Consider the following 20340-nt stretch of genomic DNA (forward strand, 5'->3'; position numbering starts at 1 on the left):
TTGTCCCTCAGCCTTGCAGCGGCGTGTCGATGATCGCCAGCGGCTGGCTGTTCTGCTTGAAGTTGATGCTGGCGACGCCGAGCATGCTGCGCAGCTTGGCATCCTCCACCTTCATCGGGCCGGGCGAGGGGGCGGAGCCCGGCGCCGGCTGCGGGAAGGCGGTCGAACGCGCGGTGTGGAAGGTGACGTTGCCCTCGACCTTCTGCATCACCTGGTGGATGTGGCCGTTGAGCACGGTGACCGAGCCGAAGCCCTTGACGTATTCCAGCGCACGGGCGCCGTCCTCGGTGCCCCAGCCCCATTGCGGATAGACTGTCCACAGCGGGATGTGGGCGAACAGCACGATCGGCGTCGACTTCGAGCGGCCCTTGAGGTCGTTCTCCAGCCATTCGAGCTGCTCGTTGCCGAGATTGCCGAGGCCGCCGCCCTTGAGGTCGACGACGTTGACGAGGCCGATGAAATGCACGCCGCCGGCATCGAAGGAATAGTAGCCCGGACCCTTGGTGCCGCGGCCGTAGCGCTCCTTGTAGAGCTTGACCTCCTCGTCTATGAAATCGTGCTCGCCCGGCACGTAGTGCACGTCGAGCTTGGCCTGCGAGATGATGCGATCGGCGTCATCGAATTCGGACGCCTTCGACAGATGGGTGATGTCGCCGGTGTGGATCATGAAGGATGGCTTGACCTGCATCGCCCGGACCTTGTTGATGGCCTCTTCCAGCGTGCCGATGGCGTTCGGGTTCGCCGGCTTGTCGAAGCCGACATGGCTGTCGCTGATCTGCATGAAGGTCATGCCGGGTGCAGCTTCCGCAGCCGCGGCCGAGCCGACGATGCCGAGCGAATGCGGCACGCCGCCGGTGACGGTCCACAGCACGCCGGTGCCGGCCCAGGTCATGCATTCGAGCACCTTGCGTCGGCTGACGCCTTTTTCCTCATCGCGATGGTCGTGATCGTGTCCGCTCATGGCAGTCTCCCGTGGGCCCAGGGATTGGGTTTCCGGGGAGGTGATCGGCGGGGGTGGGGCTTTATTCCCGAGGCCTGGGCGGGGCCGATGGCAGGGATGACGATTTCGTGAGGTGCGACGCCGGCCCGCCATGATCGGCGGGCGCAGGGGACCGCGCGACAGCTCGACGCAAGGGCAAGATGCGCAATTGAAGCGTTGGTGCTTGCGACGTTATCGACCCGCCCGACAACCCACTGATCGAGCGGAGGAAAACATGGCTGACATCACCGGCGGCTGTCACTGCGGCGAGATCCGTTACGAGGTGACCGGCGAACCGGTCGTGCATGCCTTGTGTCACTGCACCGATTGCCGGCGCCACGCCGGCGCGCCGATGGTCGGCTGGGTCATGGTTGCCGAGGACATGGTCAAGGTGACCAAGGGGCAGCCCAGGATCTACCGATCCTCGGAGCACGGCCGGCGGCACTTCTGCGCGAAATGCGGCAGCGGACTTTTCTATACCAATAGCAACATGCTGCCCGGGTTCATCGACATCCAGAGCGGCACCTATGACGATCCCGATGCGGTGCCGGCCACGATGCATATCCAGGTCGCGGAGCGGCTGCGCTGGATGGTGGATGCGCATGAGCTGCCGACCTTCGACCGCTTTCCGCCGCCGGAATGACCGGGTTGATGAACGCGGTGCTTTCCGGCGAAGCGACTATGCGCGCCACGACATGGAATCGCCCGCAACATAGATGGACGGTTGCAATACGGCGTTTTCTTTTTGGCAGGTGCGCGTGACGCTCGCGTTGGTCGGGCGTCCATTTCACGCACAAACCAGCGCGGGCTGTTCGCTTGCGTCGGGTTGGCCTTATTCGTCCTCGTCGTCCGGACCGCCACGCTGCTCGATCGCGTTTCGTACGCCGCGCATGATGGCGAACGACACGAATGCCATCCTTCGCTTCTGATCATCGCTCAATGTCTTGTAGAGCGGCTCCCAGGCATCGGAGAGCTTCTTGAGATCGGTCCCGCGCTGAATCAGCCGGTCGGCTCTGCGTTGCATCATCTCGATCGGATTGCTTCCGCCAAGGGCCTCCATCGGTCCGTTGTCCTGGAGTTCGGCAATTCGCTCCAACCGAGCCTGCCGGTTTTTCGCTCGCGCACGGATGGCATCCTCGATGGCCGGCCAGTATTTCTCCTGATCGGGTGTCAGCTGCAGGGCAGCCTTGACGATGCCGACACGCATGTCCGTCAGGCTCTTCAGATCGGCTGCACTGGGTTGCGCGGCTCCGACTGTCGTGGATGTCTCTGCTGCAAAAGCGAGAGACGAGGTCGTCACCAAGAATGCAATCGCTGCGACAGCTGCGTTCCTCGTCATTGTGAGCTCCTGAGCTGGTCATCAAGGATGTCCGCGAGAGCAACCACAATCATGTCGGCCACGGGTTGATCTAGGTCAAACGGGAGAGGGAGCCGGAAAATATGGACGCGCTTCTGACCGTTCGGGAAATTCCGTGAGGCTCCGGATCGGCTTGTCGGCTCAACCCGTGACCGGCGCGACGGTGGCGCCGGATTGAGCTAGATCAAGGTTCAGCGGACCGCGGTGTTCAGAAACTGCCGTCGACCTCGTTTCGACCGGGCGGTAGTACCATGCACCATCTGCTCAAGGAAATTCGACATAACCCACTGCTCTGGATGCTGGTCTTCGTGCCGATCGTGCTGGCGGTCGAGGCGGCAGCTCCGTCCGCCCACACCGCCCTGTTTGTGCTCGCTGTCCTTGCCATCGTGCCGTTGGCCGCCCTTCTCAGCCACGCGACGGAAAGCGTCGCAGAGAAGACCGGCGACGCAGTCGGAGGCCTGCTCAACGCAACCCTGGGCAATCTGACCGAGCTGATCATCGCGATCGCCGCGCTGCATGCCGGAGAGTACATGCTGGTCAAGGCATCGATCGCCGGTGCCATCGTCACCAATTCACTCTTTATGCTCGGCGCATCATTCCTGCTCGGCGGGCTCCGCCATCACGTTCAGGAGTATAATCGGGCCGGCGGGAGGATGTACGCAGCGCTGCTGCTGATGGCCACGATTGCGCTGCTTGCGCCCTCGGCTGTTGCCGACCTCGATCCGGCGCGCGGCGAGGCCATGGCGCTGGCTCTCAGTACGGGCCTCGCTGTGCTGCTGATATGCGCCTATGGGCTCGGCTTGCTGTTCTCGCTCAAGACACACAAGGAGCTGTTCGCAAGCGAGGAGCATGGCGAAACCGGCGGCGCCGGCTGGCCGATCGGACTTGCGTTAGGTACCCTTCTCGTCGTCACGGTGCTGGTTGCACTGGTCAGCGAAATATTCGTGAGCTCGGTGCAGAAAGCGGGCGAGACGCTCGGATTGAGCCCGGCGTTCGTCGGTTTCATCATCGTCGCGCTGGTCGGCGCCGCGGCAGAAATGGCGGTCGCGTTTTCTGCGGCGCGCAAGAACCGTCTCGATATGAGCGTCAGCATCGCGCTCGGCAGCGCGTCTCAAATCGCCTTGTTCGTCGCGCCGGCGCTGGTGCTTCTGAGCTACGTCGTCGGTCCGAAGCCGATGGATTTGCAGTTTTGGCCGGGGGCCGTGACGATGGTCATGATCGCCTCCGTGACTTCCTGCTTCATCACCAACAGCGGACGGTCGGCATGGTTTATCGGTGCCTTGCTCGTGCTCATCTATGCGATTTTCGCCATGACCCTGTACATGGTGCCACCGGGATCGCACGGCCCGGTTTGACCAGCGGCGAGCGTTGCCGGCACCGATCCGGACGAGGGCGCGTGTTCCTCGTCGCGTTCACGCGGACCCCTGATGGCTTTACAGCGGTAGCTCGCTCTGACCGCGCGTCCAGTCGATAATGTCGATCTGGAGCCCCCGTTTCAGAATCTCGGCCTCAAGATTGCTGGCATGCCGCTTCCATTCGGCCGTCGACCGGACCCGGAATTTTGGATCTTCACCGTTTGCCTCGAACTCATCGTCGGCTTCGAGCGCGCCGCGAACAGCCTCGTACATCATCTTAAGGCTCGCGTCGGTGAAGGCGTCGTACTCCATCGAGCCATCTCCCTGGAAAAGCGAAATTCAAGGGACCGCCACGATGGCGATCGTGGCGTCCCTTTGCGGTCGATCCATTCAACATGGACATGCCGATGCCTGACCGGAACTCGACAGCGAGCCGGTGCGGTGCAACCGCATGTCCATCCATTGCGGCTCAGCCGGATCAATACTGCGGGCAGACCATTTGCCCGTATTCATTGTAGTAGCAGCCTTGGTTGCCGTAGTAGCCATAGGCGCCATACGCGCCGGCTGCGGCTGCAGCGCCGACGGCAGCAGCACCATAACCCCAGCCCGGCCGATAGTAGCCTCTGCCGTAGCCGGGATAGCCGGCGACCGGGCGGCCAGGGCGCCCTGCAATCGGTCGACCGGGATAGCCCGGACGCCCTGCAACGCGATATCCTCCACCGTGAACTCGTCCGCCGCCTACATGCATGCCACCGCCACGCATCCCGCCGCCGTGAAAGCCGCCTCCGCCGCCGCGGAAGCCGCCGCCTCCTCCGCGACGGGCATAGGCGTCATCAGGAATCAGGCAGACAGCGACGAGAACCAGAGCCGCCAGAGCGGCGAGGATACAACGAAGCATGGCGTGTCCTCCCTATCGGACAATATTGCGAACGGCGACACTGCGACAATTTCGTCTCGCGAGATTGACGTAGATCAACGGAATGCAGCAGGGCGCGCGTTCGAAAAGGGTCAGGCAGCTGTCATCAACCCCAGGCACAATCTGTACTGCTGCCGAAGCATCTTGCCTGGAATGCGAACGTGAGTTCCATGGCATTTGCTTTCGCCTCAGTCAGGCGACAGCCATCGTTTCCTTGCCGAGTTCACCTGGTGTTTTTACGTCCTGCAGAACGCAGCCAAGAGGATCAACGTGCGGAAAGCGGATGTAACGTGCGCGTGCTGTGGCGCAGGTTTCCGGCGGTTGGAGCTATGGTCAGAACCTGGCGCCAAAGGTGAGTATCACTGTCCCGTTTGCGACTACTTGCTCGAGGCATTCGATGGCACCAACCTGATCGCCTATCGGCTGACGATCCAGCCGGAACGCGCGCCGGTCTCCTCGGCGAAGCTGTTCGACGATCAATGATAGCCTGACGATCGGTTGCCATCGGCGCGCTTCGGCTTTCGAGGTGACGGCTGACGCCATGACCGTTTGGCCGTGTCACTGCACCGATTGGTGCCGCATCCCGACGGGCCGATGGCCGACCCGGTGATGGCCGCAGAGGACACAGCCAAGGCGACACGGGGCAGATATACCCGTCGTCGGAGCGCGGCCGGGGGGCGGGTCGTTTGCACCCTCGTCGGATGGTCTCGGTGCTTGCTTGCTCGTGCGCCGGGACGCCGGCTAGTTCTTGACGGCATACAGAGGCGTTCTGAACGTCAGTTGATAGGCGGGTTTCGGCACCCACATGATTTCGGCTGTGAGGCCAAACAATCGGTTGTCATTATCGTCCATGCGGTCGAGATCGAACCGCACGATCGGTTGCGCGAAAGGCTGAATCGAGGCGACGTTCATAAGTTGCGCGCCCTCGAAGGATTGCACGCCCACGCGGCCGGTAAATTTCCAATCGTTCGGCCATTGATAGTAGCCGCCGACATAAGCAATCGTGTTCGGATTGATCCTCCCCAGCGCACTGCCGGCGTCGGTTCGGGTGTATTGGACACCGCCGAGGAAGCCTCGGGTTTCATCGGAATCGAGCGCATAGTCGAATTCGAGAATGTTGTTGAAGGAGGTTGTGCCCAGCGGGCCATTGGGAATCGACTGTGTGATGGTTGATTGCAGCGTCACGGTAGGAAAGGTCCCGCCGTTCTGCTGATAAAGGTCCGCCTGGAAGCCGATATTCCAGCTTGTGACCTGAAAGGACGAAAAGCCGGTACTCCCGAAGTTCGTCGAACTGCCGGAGACGCCGGCATAGAGCGACACGCTATCGGTGACATCGACCGTTAGCGGAAAATCCATGTTGAGAGATTTCGCGGCTGGCAGGCCGGCCGGAAAGACCGCGCTCCCCGATGCCGCAAGCGTTTGAGTATTGAACAGCGTCGGATGTCCAAAGCCGAACGCGAGCGACCCCGCCGGTACCTGTGCGTAGATCGTTCTGAGGTCGAGGTAGATGTTCGGCACCGAAGCATTGGCAACGCCGTCATCATTTGCGGCAAGGGCCTTGGCAACCGGGACGATAAGGACCGCGCATGACGCCGCCCTCAGGATCAATCTGAAGGCCGAGCGCCCTGCGCTGTTACGTAGCGGCGCGTTCAAGGCGAAAACCTTCCTAGGCGCGATTGTCATTGGGCAGGGAGGCGCGCTGATCGATCGCAGCTTGTCCGTTCCTCGATCTCACCCGAAACTCCCGCGGGGTGCAGCCGGAGATCCGGCGGAAGGCACGCGTAAAATGAGCCGGGTCGGCATAGCCCGATGAGAGTGCCACGTCGATGATCTTGATTTCAGTGGCGCCCAAAAGCTTGGCCGCATTGTTGAAGCGAGCCTGCTCAACCAGACCCGAATATGTCAGCCCGGCGAGCGAAAGCCTCCGTTGCAAACTCCTGGTGCTCACTCCCATCATCTCGGCCGCCTGCGTTATCGTGAGACCTCCTTGGTCAAGGTAGGAGGGCAAGCTCAGCCTCAATGCGCTGACGACGTCCTTGCCGAATGACTGCGGCTCGTGATCGGACGGCGCCGGCCGAAAGTCATTTGAGGGATTTGCAAGACTGAGGAGTTTTACCGGCACCTCGATCCATGAGGCCTTCTGACCCGACAGGAACCGCGTGTTCGGCCAATGCGACTGGACCTCAGGGCTCGGCGTATAGGACGCTTCAAATGCAATCACTCTCGGAGACCAGCTTGCCCCGGCGAACTGACGGACGATGTGCAGCACGAATATGTTCTGAAGCCACTGGGATATCTCAAGATGGGAAATTCCCTCCGTTCCAATGAGCTTACTGCAAATCTTCAAGTTCTCGCCGCTTGGCTCGAGCCATAGTTGGAGGATCGTATCCTCGCACGGTGCCCACCGGCAGGTTTGCTGCAAGGCAACCAACAGGGTCGGCGCATGGCGCACGCGCGCGCGCATGGCTTCGCTCAAATGTTCAAACGAGGTTCGCTGGGCTGCGCGAAAGGCGATTTCCGACAGGCCCTGCTTTTGCTGAGCGGCCGTCGCGAACCGAACAGCAGGCAGCAAAGGTACATAATGGTCCGCTTTCTCTTCAAAAGACGTCGGAAGTTGAAATTTGGCGAGGAGTGCCGCCGTAGGCCCGCCAGTTTCGGAATGAAGCTCAGCGAATGGGATCAAGAATTGACAACGGATCAATGGAATGACGGTCATTACTACCTGCCCAAGAAGTTTTGCCGCGATTGCAGCTTAGCAGACCGGAACTCCTCTTGCGTTGTCTTTATCGAGCAGCCGACGCGACACGCATTCGCGAATTTCGCTTGACGATAATTTTGGCGGCTGATGGCCAGATTGATCCCCGAAGCTGCTCTATCCTGATGCGTCGTTTCTCTTGCAGGAGCACGGGCCTCACGCCTCAAACCAACCGATGAGAGCTGTCCGATTGCCTTCAGCCCAGGCGGTCCGCGCGGCCATTGTCGCGTCGCTGCGACACGGTGACGCAACTCTGGATAGCACCGCTCAGGCCCTCAAGATCAGCTCGCGCACGTTGCAGCGGCACCTTGGTCGCCTGGGCACCAGCCACAGCGAAATGCTCGCCGAAGTTCGCCTGGACATCGCCTGCCGCCTGCTCGGGGACTCAAGCAAGCGCCTGTCGGAAATCGCAAAATTCGTGGGATACAGTAATGCCAGCAGCTTCAGCCGCACTTTCGTGCGTTTGATGAAAATCCAACCCATCACCTACAGGCAGCAGCAACTTGCCGATCGGCCGAGCGGGGCGAACCATCGCAAGAGATCTCACGCCGCCGGGCGATGAGAAGTTGTATCATTGGCGCGAAATGGCAAGACGCGCGATCTGAATTGGCGCGAAATGCGTAGCGAAGCTGATTGCCGAAATAGTTGCGGCGCTCCCCAAGGGCGCCAAAGGAGATAACAACCATGACCCTTCGCTCAGCTCTGCTGGTATTCTGCGTCGCCGGATTGATTGCCGCTCCCCATAAGGTGCTTTCCCAATCTGCACCCGAGACCAAACCACATGTACCGCTTGAGAAGTCGATAGGTCAGGCAAAGCCGGAGGTCGTGCCATCGCTGTTCGTCCTCAATTCGCGCGGTGCGAGCTTGAAGGACGGCAAGCTCGTGCTGACGGGGGTTTCACCGAATGCGATCGTGTTCGCCGATCGGCCCGTGAGGGCAGCCGGTCACGATCTCACATCGCGAATTGTCGAGGATTGGGGTAATGGCACCGACAATTTCGCGAAAGATCCTCCAAACGCCACCGTGTCCGGGTTCAGGAAAGACGGATCGTCGGTAGCCGACGCCGTCGTCGTCCTGAAATCGCCCAAGCTCGACGGCGACAAGCTGACTTTCGATGTCGATCTGCTCGAAGGTGACCTTGCGGGAGCTGATGGACCGGCGTCGATCTTCATCGACATCATCGGTCGCCCATTCACGCCGCTGTCCTTTGCCGGCGTTGCCCGTCGAACCGCGTGGCGAGGGGCTTATTATCGCGGCGCTGCAGTCGCAGGTGCAGCCGCCCTTGGCGCCGCGGCTGCTTATCCCTATTACGCCCCGCGGTGCGGGTTCTATCCGTATCCGCCTTGCTACTGAGCAACGCGACCGGCCACGTCGCAGCCTCCGGGCCGACCATGCAAGGTCGGCCCGATTTAAAGCCGAACATACGAGCTCACAGGAGAGGATCGTGGGACGAACCGCTATGATTGCAGCATCGCTGATCATCGCCGGCATTCAATCAGCACATGCGCAGACCGACCTCAGCGCTTACGCCAATGCCGAAGGCTATCTGGATGTTCAGAAGCTGACATGCGCACAGCTCGCCGGAACGTGGCAAGGAGACGCCGATCTTCTCACTGCCTGGTACAGCGGCTGGTACAACGGCCTCGCGCGCAAGCATTACCTCGATATCAAAAAGTCCCGTGAGGCCGAGCACGAGGTGATCCAGCACTGCAAGGCTCATCCCGACCAGCTCATCATCGAGGCGATCGCAGTAGTCTTCAAGGATATGAGAGCGGCGCTAGGGATCAGGATGCAGCCGTAATTGTGAGCTCGGACACCTTTACGGCAGGCCGACCTCGGGGCGGCCCGACGATCGTTTGAAGACCATTCGATTTTGACACAAGGAGAGAACCATGGACATCACTCGTCGCAATCTTGCGCTTGGCGGAATGGGTCTGCTCACCGGAGCGGCGATCGGTCGACCGGCCGTTGCCGAGGAGGGGGCTTTCCTGGGTGTCGGCCAGGGCCTTGAAGACTTCTGGCTCGCGAGCGACGCCTACATATTCGGCTATCCGTTGGTGACGATGGAGATGACGCGGAGGATCATCACCAACGTCGCGGAGCCCGTGGGCACGCGAGGGCCGATGGGCCATATCATCAAGCTGCGCCAGTATCCGGACGCGTCGTTCCGCGATGTCACCGCACCCAATGCGGACACGCTCTACACGACGTCGTTCTTCGACGTCGGGAAGGAACCGTGGGTCCTCAGCATCCCGGACATGAAAGGGCGCTATTTCCTGATGCCCATGCTGGATGGCTGGACGACGGTGTTCCAGGTGCCGGGCAAGCGCACCACCGGCACCGGCGCACAAACCTATGCCATCACCGGGCCCGGCTGGAAGGGCACGCTGCCGGACGGCGTGAAGGAGTACAAATCGCCCACCAACATCGTGTGGCTGCTCGGCCGCATCTATTGCACCGGAACGCCGGAGGACTACGCCGCCGTCCACAAGCTGCAGGACGAGTGCAAGCTCGTTCCGCTCAGTGCTTACGGCAAGCCGTACACGCCGCCTCCGGGAAAGGTCGATCCGTCGATCGACATGAAGACGGCCGTCCGCGAACAGGTCAATCGCATGGACGCGGCGTCGTATTTCAAGCTGCTGTGCGAGCTGATGAAAACCAACCCGCCATCCGCGGCGGACGCGCCCCAGCTCGCCAAATTTGCCCGCATCGGCATCGTTCCCGGACAGGACTTCGACGAGAGCAAGCTGAAGGCGGATTTCCTGAAGCGCGTCCCGGAGGTGTCGTTCGACAGGATCATGCTTCAGTTCAAGGTCAACAAGGCCGTCAGGGACGAGAACGGCTTTGCGTTCACGACGAAAACCGGCATCTACGGCACCGACTACCTGATGCGGGCCCTGGTGACCGCGATCGGGCTTGGCGCCAATCGTCCGCAGGATGCGGTCTACCCGACCTCGCAAAAGGATGCGGACGACCGCAAGTACAATGGCGCGAACAAGTACGTCATGCGGTTTCCCAAAGGCCACCTGCCTCCGGCCGAGGGATTCTGGTCGCTCACGATGTACGACAGCAGCTACTTCTTCGTGAACAATCCGCTCAACCGATATTCGATCAGTGCGCGGGAAAACCTGAAGGAGAATCCGGACGGCTCGACCGATCTCTACATTCAGAAGGACTCGCCCGGCAAAGACAAGGAATCCAACTGGCTCCCTGCGCCGGAGGGGGATTTCATCCTCATGCTGCGCATGTACTGGCCGCAGGAAACCGACCCGTCGATCATCAACGGCACCTGGACGGTTCCTGCCGTCAAGAAGGTCGGGGCTTGAGAATATCGGCCCGGGCCGGCGGTCTGTTCCCGGATCGGGCAGACCGCCGGCAAGAACTTTAGGGTTCTGACGGTTCTTTCATGCTTATCATCCTGACCCTTTACCTCGTCCTGGTGTGGCTCATCTTCTCCAGGCTGAAGCTGGTCAAATGGGGCTGGGCTTCCGGCACCGCCGCCGTGCTCGTCGGCGCATTCATCCTCGCGACATTCCTGGCCATGTTCAACTATTTGACCCCGTCGGGAAGCTTCGTCGTGATCTCGCGGGTCGTCGAAGTCGCGCCCAACGTCTCCGGTCAGGTCATTGCGATCCCGGTTAAGCCCAACGTACCAGTGAAGGTCGGGACCACGTTGTTCCGCATCGATCCGGCGCCGTTCCGGTTCAAGGTCGACCAACTCGAGGCGTCGCTGGCCGGGGCCAGGCAGCAGGTGCTGGAGCTCAAGGCCGGTTACGAGCAGGCGAGCGCCAACGTCGACGGGCTGACCAAGCAACTCGCCTATCACAACAAGCGGCTCACCGATTACACGCAGATGACCGGAGAAGGCGCGCAAAGCGAGTTTCGGCTGCAGGACACCCAGGTCCAGCAGGAAACCGTGAGCGCGCAACTTTTAGCGGCAAAGGCGGCGCAGCAAAGCGCTAGGCTCGCCATGGATGCCGAGATCGGCGGCGTCAACACCACCGTCGCACAAATCCAGGCTCAACTCGACCATGCCAAATGGGAGCTCGAGCAGACGACCATCCGCGCGCCCGGCGATGGCTACGTCACGGTCATGGCGCTGTCGGTCGGCGACCGAGCAGGTCAACACAAGGCGGTGATGTCGTTCATCATCAGCGATGACATCACCATCGTCGGCATGTTCTCCCCGAACGGATTCCAGACCATCAAGCCCGGCGCGACGGTCAAGCTTGTGTTCGACAACGATCCCGGCCGCATCCACCAGGCGACGATCTTGGGCATCCCGCAGGGCGTCGGACAAGGCGAGATAGCAGTTTCCGGAACGCTGGCGAAGGTCGGCTCGATCAGCGGCGCCAAGGCCTATCCGGCCGTCATTTCCGTGCCGAAAGACATCGACCTAAGTCAGCTCAGGCTCGGAATGCCCGGAACGGCAACCGTATTTGCAGAGAACGCCGGCGTCATCGGCCTGATCATGTCGATCCTGGTTTGGGTCAGCTCGTACACGGCATATCTATGAGACGGTACGATAGATGTATAGCGGCTCGCATATTGCGGAGCGTGGTCCCAAAGCCACACAATGGGACGATCTGGCCGGTTGCCCATAGAGCGAGATATCCAGTCAGGGCTGTTGCTGTGGGTGTGAAATGGAGGGCGAACAGATGAAGGACCGCATATGCGAAGCGAAGTTAGATCGTCGCCGCATCGGCCCGGCCATCGGCGTGGCTTTGGCGGTTTCCGGATTCCTGTCCGGCGCCGCGCGTGCCGACGAGGCCGGCGTCTCATATTGGCTTCCCGGCCGCTTCGGCAGCCTCGCTGCGACCCCGCAGGTCCCCGGCTGGTCGATGGCGGAGGTCTACTATCACACCAGCGTAAGTGCATTCGGCAATGCCGCGGCCGCCAGGGAAATCCAGGTCGGCAGAATCCCCGCCGCGGCAAACGTCGATCTAAATCTGCATCTCAACGCGCAGGCGGATCTCATCCTTCTCAATCCCACTTATACGTTCGCAACGCCGGTGCTGGGTGGCCAACTTGCCATCGGCGTGACCGGGCTGTTCGGACGGTCGAGCGCGGATCTTGCGGGGACGCTGACGGCGGCCGTCGGTCCGCTGGCGACAACCCGCACCGGCAGCTTCGGCGATTCGATCACATCAGTTGGCGACCTCTACCCGCAGGCGACGCTGAAGTGGAACGCCGGGGTGCACAATTTCATGAGCTATGTAACAGGAGACATCCCGGTCGGAGCATACAGCCCGAGCAGCCTTGCCAATCTCGGCATCGGTCACGCGGCCATCGATGCCGGCGGCGGCTACACCTACTTCAACCAGCAGGCGGGCCACGAATTTTCCGCGGTCGCGGGCTTCACCTACAATTTCAAGAATCCGGATACCCAGTACCAGAACGGGGTCGACTTCCATCTGGATTGGGGCGCCTCCCAGTTCCTGTCGAAGCAGGTTTTCGTTGGCCTGGTTGGATATGCCTATCAGCAGATCACCGACGATTTCGGCCAGCACCCTGTCCTGGGAGGCTTCCGGTCCCGAGTGCTTGGCGTTGGTCCGCAGATCGGCTTCCTGTTTCCCGTAGGTGACATGCAGGGTTATCTGAATCTCAAAGGGTATGGAGAATTTGCAGCAGAGAATCGCCCGGCCGGCTGGAACACCTGGTTGACGTTCTCGATCTCTCCGATGGCGCCGACCAGCACCGTGACGCCGACCCGACGGGTCGCGACAAAATAGCAGCGCTGCTGGCGCCTTCGATTGTGCCGAGATCACGCCACTATGGGCCGCAACCGTGCCGGTGGCTGCCGATGCCCGCCGTTCGGACGCCGCCCGGCAATTTTCGCCGACGCCGGTTCGATACGCGGGCGTCGTGATTGTCAGGCCGCAGGGCCCAGGTTGCCAATGCTCGGCCGATTGATTTCAGCCGCGCTAACCCGAAAGTGGAGTCGATGTTACCGGATACGCCGTCGGTCGGTCAGCTCTCTCAGGTGATTTCTCAAGCGGCGGCGCCCGCATTTCTGCTCGGCGCATTGGCGGCCTTTATCGCGGTGCTGATTTCCCGCCTGAACCGGATCATCGACAGATCGATTTACCTGAACCAAATTTCGGATCAGGATCAGGAGAGATGCCGGCTCAAGGCAGACCTGCCGCGTCTTGCTCGGCGTGCCACCATGATCAATCGTGCGATCTTCTGGTCTATCATGGGAAGCATCTCGATCAGCATTGTCATCGTCGTCGGCTTTGTGAGTGCGTTCCTTCACATCCAACACGAGCGGGGCGTCGCCATCCTCTTCATTGTCTCCGTTGTGGCTTTCATCGTGTCGTTGGTCGATTTCGCGCGAGAGGTCCGAATTGCCCTGAGCGAGCTCGATCACTACGGCTAGATGCAATTGATACATTCACGCCTTAACGCGCGCGCGGAAGCCGATGAGGGCGTTGCCGCTTCCGACGGATGCGACTATGCGTGCCGCAACATGGAATCGACCCGCGACATAGATGAACGGCCCCATGCCCAGTACCACCACACCGAGGCGAGCCGGCATCACGCCGAGAACTACGGCAGCACTAGCCGTTTTGGCACTGCGTGAGCAGCCTGCGCCGTCCCCGCAATGGGACGGCGATTTTCTTTTGGCGGGCGTTCAGCCCCTATCGCCTGATGAGCAGCGCCGAGACGGCGCTCGCTGCGCACAGGCATGCGACGGTCGGAAAGATGATCGCCGTATTGCCGGTGTGATCCATGAATCGCCCGATCAACGGCTCGCCAATCCCGGCGCAGGCGTACGAAATGAAATTGAGGACGCCGGTTGCGGTTCCGGCCAGGCGACGGCCGAAGATGTCGGGACATAGCGCCCAGAACGACGACGCCGGGCCGAACACGAAGAAGCCGCACAGGAACAGGCCCGCGATCCCGACCAGGCTGCCGTGTGGCACGAGCTCCATCGCGAGCGCGATGATCGCGGCCATCACCATGTAGGAGATGATCGCGAGATAACGCCGTGATCTAAACAGAACATCCGAAATCCAGCTGTTGGTCGACGCGCCAAGCGCCATCCCGACCGGCAGTGCGACGGTAATCCAGACCGGATCGATGACCGTCGCAGCCGATTTCCAGTTTGGCCCGAGGAAGTGGACGGGGACCCAGACCAGCAGGGCGTATCGCGCGGCGTTCTGAAATCCGATCGACAGGCCCGTTGCATAGAGCCGCCAGTTCGAGAGCACCGCGCGATAGCGCGCGCCGCTGGTCTTGGTGTCGACCTCGCTGTCGCCGTCCGCCTCATCGGGCGACTTCTCGTCGGCGGGCCCTTTGAGGCCGAGATCCTCGGGCCGCTCGCGCACCACGAGGAACATGACGACGGCGCCGAACAACATCAGGAACACCGACAGCCGGAAGATCCACCGCCAGTCGAGCCCGAGCGTGCCGAGAATGATGATCGGCACGAAATAGGCGAGGACCGACGAAAATCCGGACATGCCGACATAGAATGAATAGACGAAGCCGCGATGCCGGTGTCCCCACCAGTTCGAGAGCAGCCGGCTGCCCGGCGCGAATCCCATCGCCTGGAAATATCCGTTGAGGCCCCACGCCAGCAGCAGGGCGACGAAGCCGCCTGACAGGCTCGTCGCCCAATTCGCCGCGAACGAGAGGACCGCGCCGGCGAGCATCATGACGCGGCCACCCCATTTGTCGCCGAGATTGCCGTTGATCGACTGGCCGAGCGCGTAGGCCCACAGCATCGATGCGCTGACCCACCCGAGCATCTCCTTGGATAGTCCGAGCTCCCTCTGAATGCCAGGGATGGCAAAGCCAAAGGTTTGGCGTCCGAGGTAGTAGAAGAGGTAGCAAAAGGAGACGCCGAGCAGCGCCGTCCATTTGTAGCGCCGATACATCTGCGCCGCAGCCGTTTCGGTTGCGAGCGCCCGTGCAAAGGCCTGCCCAGTATCGAGCATGGCGTGTCCTCCTGTGCTTTTGTTTTGATTTATTGCGCGCCGTTCAGCGCAAACTCGAAGATGTCGAAGTTGCGCATGCGCCTGGTCTTCGCGAGCTTGCGATAGGCATCGTTCAGCTGGTGCGACAGGATGAACGGCACGATCTGCTCGCTCAGTCCGCCATGCGACCGGAGGCGGTGGCCGTCGAGTCCGCTGAGATCGTGCTCCGCCCGCGTCGAGCCGATTGTCGTGTGGGTGTCGCCGATCGTGACGAAATCCCCTTCGCGGTCGAGCGGCATTTGGTAGCGGCTCGCGGCGCTCGGCCCGTCGAGCACGAGCGCAATTCCCGGAATGGCCGCCGACGCCTCCATGACCTCGGCGAGGTCGAGCCCCTTACGCAGGTAGACGCGAACGAAGGAGCCAAGCGCGCCATGATGCTTCACGAACGGATCGGTGATCGGACAGATCACCCGCGCCGCACGTGGGCCGAAGCGCCGGTTCAGCTCGTCCTCGAGGAAGATCACGCGCGGGGTTCCGTCCGTGTTCGCCTTGTCGTTCATCCCGTGATCGGCAATCAGCCCGACCACGGCGCCAAGCTCGGCGATGCGGCCCACCTTCTGGTCGACGGCGCGGTGAAAGAAATCCGCTGCCGCCTCGCCCGGACCGTGCGCGTGCTGAACCAGATCGGACAGCGAGAGATAGAGCAGCTCGGCGCGATCTTGCTCAAGAAGCTTGATGCCGGCGTCAAGGACGAACAGCGACAGGTCGGGGCTGTACATGTCGGGCGTCGGCCGCCCGACCAGGGCTTCGACATCCGCAATGCCGTTCTCCGCCATGGTCGCGCTTCCGGCTTTCTCCGACGAGAAGCAAATTCCGCCTTCCATCCGGTGGCCGAGCATCTTGCGCAGCTTGTCCTTGGCGGTCACCGCAGCGACGCGAACGCCGGCGCGCGACATCTCGGCGAGGATGGTCGTCGCCCGCATCGGCGTTGCATCGACGATCATGATTTCCTTGCCGGTCTCGCGATCGAGATAATAGTTTCCGGAGATGCCATGAACCGCCGGCGGCGCGCCGGTCACGATCGAGACGTTGTTCGGATTGGTGAAGGTCGGCATCGCGGCGTCGGCGAGGGCCGCGAACCCGCTTCGCATCATCCGCGAAATATTGGGGAACACCTCCCTCGCGTTGGGGAAATTGAGATAGCGCGGGTCGCATCCGTCGAGGCAGATAACGACGGTGGGGCGTGTGGGCTTGCTGTAGGTCCGCCCGTTGACTTCGATCATGATGGCTCCTTGTCCGGCCAGGGCCGATAAGCGGCTTCGGAGCGATCCTAGGAAGCGGCGGTCGGAATAAAAATTGAATAATTTACCGGTTCGTGTAACTTCCATTCCCATGAAGCTGCGCGATCTTCCACTGGTGTCGCTCCGGACGTTCGCCGTCGTCGCGGAGACCGGCGGGGTCGGCGCCGCTGCGGACGCGCTCGGCGTCACCCACAGCGCGGTCAGCAAGCAGGTCAAGTTGCTCGAACGCTGGCTGGGACAGGCACTGTTCACGCTGGAGGGCCGACGGCTGGTTCTCACACCCTTCGGCCTTGTGCTGTCGCGCGAGGTGGGGCGTGCGCTGGAGGATATTGCCGGTGCCTGCGCCTATGTGCAGCGCCAGCGCGAGCGCCGCACGGTCACGATCGAGGCGCCGGCGACCTTTGCGATGTACTGGCTACTGCCGCGCGTCAATCGCTATCGCGCCCAAAACCCCCGCACAGATGTGTGGGTATCAACCAGGATGACGGGGCAGCCGCCGAATTTCTCGGCCCATGACCTTGTCGTGACGCGCGGGGAGGCGGCGGTGACTTCCTCGCGTCTCAGCGAGCGCGCCCTGCTGTTTCGCGAGGACCTGGCGGTATTGACGTCGCCGAAACTGCTGGCGCGGAAGCCGCTCGCAAAGGCCGCCGACGTCAAAAGCCATCATCTGATCGAGTCGATGACCCGGCCCCAGGAATGGGCGGCATGGTTGAAGCACGTGGGCATCACCGATGCGTTCGTGGCCGGCGGTCACCGCTTCGATCACCTGTTTGTGGCAATACAGGCAGTCAAGGATGGACTTGGATCGGTGGTAGCGCCGCAGAACGTCCTGCGAGAGGCGATCGCGAGCCATGATCTGGCAAGTCCGTTCCCGGAGCTGAACTTTCCGGGTGAATGCTATTTCTGCTATGGCGCGGCCACCAGCGTCGATCCCGCGACACAGAAGTTCAGGGACTGGCTGGTTCAGGAAGCGCGATCGCAAGCCAAGGCGCCGCGCGCAACACAGCGGACCGGAGAATGTCCACGTCCGGTGAAATCGAGCTCCAGGCGCAGCCGTTGATCTAGCCGGTTCGTGTTGCAAAAGCCCTGAGCGCTGCCACCATCAGCTCCGGCGCTTCCTGCGCGACGCAATGTCCGACGCCGTCGAACGTCCAGCGGCTCGCATGCGGGATCAGCGCCGCGGCGCGGCCTGCCATCTCCTTGTAGATCGGCCATGACTGTTCGGCGGTCGCGATGCAGACCGGGCAGGCGATGTCGGAGAACCACGGGAACGGATTGCCGCGGCCATCGCCGGTATAGATCTGCTCCATGGCCTGGAAGATCGGCAGCAGCATCGCGGATTCGATTTCGGGCGTGCAGTGCAAGCGCACGCGGCCGTCGTCGAGCTTTGCGAAGCCATGATGGACATAGGCCCGCAACGATGGTTCGGTCCATGTTGCGAAGGTCGGCGCGGCGCGCAGCCGCCGGAACAGGTCGTCGGCGTTGTCGAACTCGGCCCGGCGGCGCAGCGCGCCCTGCACCGAGCCGTTCGCGATCTCGCTGAGACCGCCGGCGCGCGGCGCGCGCGGATCCATCGCGGTCGGCTCCGTGACATGCAGGCGCGCGAAGCGACCGGGCATCAGTCTGGCTGCGAGCAGCAGGTCGGTTGCGCCGGCACTGTGACCGATACCGTAGATGTCATGGAGGTCGAGGCGCTCCACCACCATGCGGACGTCTTCGGCAAAATCCCGGAAGTGATAGCGATCGGCCGGCGGCTTGTGGCTCAGGCCGTGGCCGCGGCGGTCGAGCGCATAGACGGTGTAATCGGCCGCTAGCGCCTCTGCGACCTCGGTCCACACCTCCGCGACAAAGCCTGTGCCGTGCTGCAGCAGTGCCGGCGGCTTGTCCGACGCAGGCTCGCCCCATCGCGACACTGCGATGTTCGCGCCGTCATCGCCAACAAAGAGACGCTGCGGCTCGGTCATGTTCTGCTATCGCGCATCCTGCAGGATCATCGCCGCGGCCTTTTCGGCGATCATCGCCGTCGGCGTGTTAGTATTGCCCGATGTGATGGTCGGCATCACGGAGGCATCCGCGATGCGCAGGCCGTGCAGGCCGTAGAAGCGGAGCCGCTCATCGACCACGGCCATCGGATCGTTGGCCGTTCCCATCTTCGCGGTGCCGACGGGATGGAAGATCGTGGTGCCGATGTCGCCGGCAGCCTTGGCGAGCGAGGCATCGTCGTCGCCGACCGAGGGGCCGGGCAGGAATTCCTCGGGATGATATTTCTCCAGCGCCTTCTGCTTCATCAGTCTGCGCGTGGTGCGGATGGCGTCGGCCGCGACCTGGCGGTCGTCGTCGGTCGACAGATAATTCGGCGCGATCGACGGCTTGTCGTCGGGTGCGGACGATTTGATGCGCACGGTGCCGCGCGAGCTCGGCTGCAGATTGCAGGCGCTCACCGTGATCGCGGGGAAGCGGTGCAGCGGATCACCGAACTTGTCGAGTGACAGCGGCTGCACGTGGAACTGGATGTTGGCGCGCGAGCGCGTCGCGTCCGAGCGCGTGAAGATGCCGAGCTGCGACGGCGCCATGGTCAGCGGCCCGCGGCGGCGAAATGCGTAGTCGAGGCCCATCAGGCCGCGGCGAACCAGATTGTAATAGGTTTCGTTCAGCGTACGCACGCCGGAGACCTTGTAGATCGCGCGCTGCTGCAGATGATCCTGCAGGTTATGGCCGATGCCCTGCACGTCGAGCACGATGTCGATGCCGAGCGGCGACAGCCATTCGGACGGACCGATGCCGGAGCGCTGCAGCACCTGCGTGGTTCCGATCGAACCGGCGCAGAGGATCACCTCACCCCTGGCGTGCGCCTCCACGGTCTCATTGCCCTGGCGGAACAGCACGCCGGCGGCGCGGCCGCTCTCGATGACCAGGCGGTCGACCAGCACGTCGGTTTCGAGCCTGAGATTGCTGCGGTTCAGCACCGGTTTGAGGAAGCCGCGCGCCGACGACCAGCGCCGGCCGCGCTTCTGGTTGACGTGGAAGTAGCTGGTGCCCTCGTTGTCGCCGGTGTTGAAATCCGGGATGCGCTTGATGCCCATCTCCTCGGCGGCATCGCCGACCGCATCGAGGATCTGCCACGACAGCCGCGGCGCCTCGATGCGCCAGCCGCCGCCGACACCATGATGCTCGCTTTCACCGAGGAAATGATCCTCCAGCCGCTTGAACGCCGGCAGCACGTCGCTGTAGCTCCAGCCGGTGAGGCCGAGCTGCCGCCAGTGGTCGTAATCAGCGGCCTGGCCGCGCATCGAGATCATGGCGTTGATGGCGGAGGAGCCGCCGATCACCTTGCCGCGCGGGTAGGCGAGCGCGCGGCCGTTGAGGCCGGGCTCGGCCTCGGTCTTGAACATCCAGTCCGAGCGCGGATTGCCGATCGCGAAGAGATAGCCGACCGGGATATGAAACCAGATCCAGTTGTCCTTGCCGCCGGCTTCCAGCAGCAGCACGCGCTTCTTCGGATCGGCCGACAGGCGGTTGGCCATGATGCAGCCCGCCGTGCCTGCGCCGACGATAATGTAGTCGAAATCACCCTCGAGCCTTCGCGGCATGTCCTCGTTCCCGGCAAGCGTCTTTTGTTGGGCCCCTTCTATAGCGTTTTCGAGCGAAGTGGAGCCCGGTTCGCGTGAAGAAAACGCGTCAATACAAGAAAATAGACCTCGGTTCTGACAGGGTCAGGACCGGGTTCTTTCCAGACGCAGCGGGCCGACACAAGC

The 20340-nt window shown here is 62.2% G+C and carries 20 protein-coding genes; 10 read left to right on the forward strand and 10 right to left on the reverse strand.

Annotation, left to right across the window (positions count from 1 at the left end; all coding sequences use genetic code 11):
- Positions 1-7 precede the first annotated feature (7 nt).
- A complete protein-coding gene (locus QA639_RS15540; protein ID WP_057015687.1) occupies positions 8-961 on the reverse strand; it encodes a metallophosphoesterase family protein in 954 nt (317 codons plus the stop codon).
- A 253-nt stretch (positions 962-1214) separates the two neighbouring features.
- On the opposite strand from QA639_RS15540, the gene QA639_RS15545 reads away from it, so the two are divergent.
- Positions 1215-1622 carry a GFA family protein gene (locus QA639_RS15545; RefSeq protein WP_283090174.1) on the forward strand — a complete coding sequence of 136 codons (408 nt, stop codon included), beginning with the start codon at positions 1215-1217 and terminating at the stop codon, positions 1620-1622.
- 189 nt (positions 1623-1811) lie between these two features.
- Here the strand turns inward: QA639_RS15545 and QA639_RS15550 are convergent, their stop codons facing one another.
- Entirely contained in the window at positions 1812-2186 is a 375-nt protein-coding gene (locus QA639_RS15550) for a Spy/CpxP family protein refolding chaperone (RefSeq protein ID WP_283090175.1), read from the reverse strand.
- 401 nt (positions 2187-2587) lie between these two features.
- On the opposite strand from QA639_RS15550, the gene cax reads away from it, so the two are divergent.
- Positions 2588-3691, forward strand: a complete 1104-nt coding sequence (gene cax, locus QA639_RS15555; RefSeq protein WP_157347923.1) for a calcium/proton exchanger — start codon at positions 2588-2590, stop codon at positions 3689-3691.
- Between the two features lie 78 nt (positions 3692-3769).
- Here cax and QA639_RS15560 read toward each other — a convergent pair whose 3' ends face one another.
- From QA639_RS15560 to QA639_RS15575, 4 genes are all read right to left on the reverse strand, one after another.
- On the reverse strand, positions 3770-4003 hold the full coding sequence (locus QA639_RS15560; RefSeq protein ID WP_028331701.1) for a hypothetical protein: 234 nt from the start codon (positions 4001-4003) through the stop codon (positions 3770-3772).
- Positions 4004-4169: 166 nt separating this feature from the next.
- Positions 4170-4589, reverse strand: a complete 420-nt coding sequence (locus QA639_RS15565) for a hypothetical protein (RefSeq protein WP_080666919.1) — start codon at positions 4587-4589, stop codon at positions 4170-4172.
- A 759-nt stretch (positions 4590-5348) separates the two neighbouring features.
- On the reverse strand, positions 5349-6260 hold the full coding sequence (locus QA639_RS15570; RefSeq protein ID WP_157347924.1) for a hypothetical protein: 912 nt from the start codon (positions 6258-6260) through the stop codon (positions 5349-5351).
- Positions 6261-6273: 13 nt separating this feature from the next.
- Positions 6274-7323 carry a helix-turn-helix transcriptional regulator gene (locus QA639_RS15575; RefSeq protein WP_283090176.1) on the reverse strand — a complete coding sequence of 350 codons (1050 nt, stop codon included), beginning with the start codon at positions 7321-7323 and terminating at the stop codon, positions 6274-6276.
- Positions 7324-7552: 229 nt separating this feature from the next.
- Here QA639_RS15575 and QA639_RS15580 point away from each other — a divergent pair, with 229 nt between their 5' ends.
- The 7 genes from QA639_RS15580 (at position 7553) to QA639_RS15610 (ending at position 13741) form a co-directional block, all read left to right on the forward strand.
- Positions 7553-7924 (forward strand): helix-turn-helix domain-containing protein, encoded by a 372-nt coding sequence (locus tag QA639_RS15580; RefSeq protein ID WP_283090177.1) that lies wholly within the window; start codon positions 7553-7555, stop codon positions 7922-7924.
- A gap of 122 nt (positions 7925-8046) precedes the next feature.
- Positions 8047-8715 (forward strand): hypothetical protein, encoded by a 669-nt coding sequence (locus QA639_RS15585; protein ID WP_198400294.1) that lies wholly within the window; start codon positions 8047-8049, stop codon positions 8713-8715.
- A gap of 106 nt (positions 8716-8821) precedes the next feature.
- Positions 8822-9163, forward strand: coding sequence for an HdeA/HdeB family chaperone (locus tag QA639_RS15590; protein ID WP_028331694.1), 342 nt, complete (start codon positions 8822-8824; stop codon positions 9161-9163).
- A 91-nt stretch (positions 9164-9254) separates the two neighbouring features.
- On the forward strand, positions 9255-10688 hold the full coding sequence (locus tag QA639_RS15595) for a DUF1254 domain-containing protein (RefSeq protein WP_283090178.1): 1434 nt from the start codon (positions 9255-9257) through the stop codon (positions 10686-10688).
- A gap of 80 nt (positions 10689-10768) precedes the next feature.
- On the forward strand, positions 10769-11878 hold the full coding sequence (locus tag QA639_RS15600) for an HlyD family secretion protein (RefSeq protein WP_157347928.1): 1110 nt from the start codon (positions 10769-10771) through the stop codon (positions 11876-11878).
- A 142-nt stretch (positions 11879-12020) separates the two neighbouring features.
- Positions 12021-13094: a SphA family protein gene (locus tag QA639_RS15605; protein WP_157347929.1), complete on the forward strand. Its 1074-nt coding sequence runs from the start codon at positions 12021-12023 to the stop codon at positions 13092-13094.
- A gap of 137 nt (positions 13095-13231) precedes the next feature.
- Complete coding sequence (locus QA639_RS15610) at positions 13232-13741, forward strand: DUF2721 domain-containing protein (RefSeq protein ID WP_283090179.1); 510 nt, start codon at positions 13232-13234, stop codon at positions 13739-13741.
- 262 nt (positions 13742-14003) lie between these two features.
- On the opposite strand, the gene QA639_RS15615 is transcribed toward QA639_RS15610, so the two are convergent.
- Positions 14004-15305: an MFS transporter gene (locus tag QA639_RS15615; protein WP_080666918.1), complete on the reverse strand. Its 1302-nt coding sequence runs from the start codon at positions 15303-15305 to the stop codon at positions 14004-14006.
- Between the two features lie 29 nt (positions 15306-15334).
- Positions 15335-16567, reverse strand: coding sequence for a phosphonoacetate hydrolase (phnA, locus tag QA639_RS15620; RefSeq protein ID WP_157347930.1), 1233 nt, complete (start codon positions 16565-16567; stop codon positions 15335-15337).
- A 109-nt stretch (positions 16568-16676) separates the two neighbouring features.
- Between phnA and QA639_RS15625 the strand changes: the two genes are divergently transcribed.
- Positions 16677-17645, forward strand: coding sequence for a LysR substrate-binding domain-containing protein (locus QA639_RS15625; protein WP_283090180.1), 969 nt, complete (start codon positions 16677-16679; stop codon positions 17643-17645).
- A 1-nt stretch (position 17646) separates the two neighbouring features.
- Here QA639_RS15625 and QA639_RS15630 read toward each other — a convergent pair whose 3' ends face one another.
- Entirely contained in the window at positions 17647-18549 is a 903-nt protein-coding gene (locus QA639_RS15630; RefSeq protein ID WP_028331688.1) for an alpha/beta fold hydrolase, read from the reverse strand.
- Between the two features lie 6 nt (positions 18550-18555).
- Positions 18556-20175 carry a GMC family oxidoreductase gene (locus tag QA639_RS15635; RefSeq protein WP_283090181.1) on the reverse strand — a complete coding sequence of 540 codons (1620 nt, stop codon included), beginning with the start codon at positions 20173-20175 and terminating at the stop codon, positions 18556-18558.
- Positions 20176-20340: the final 165 nt, after the last annotated feature.

Source organism: Bradyrhizobium pachyrhizi (genome assembly GCF_029714545.1).
In the GTDB taxonomy this organism is placed as follows: domain Bacteria; phylum Pseudomonadota; class Alphaproteobacteria; order Rhizobiales; family Xanthobacteraceae; genus Bradyrhizobium; species Bradyrhizobium pachyrhizi.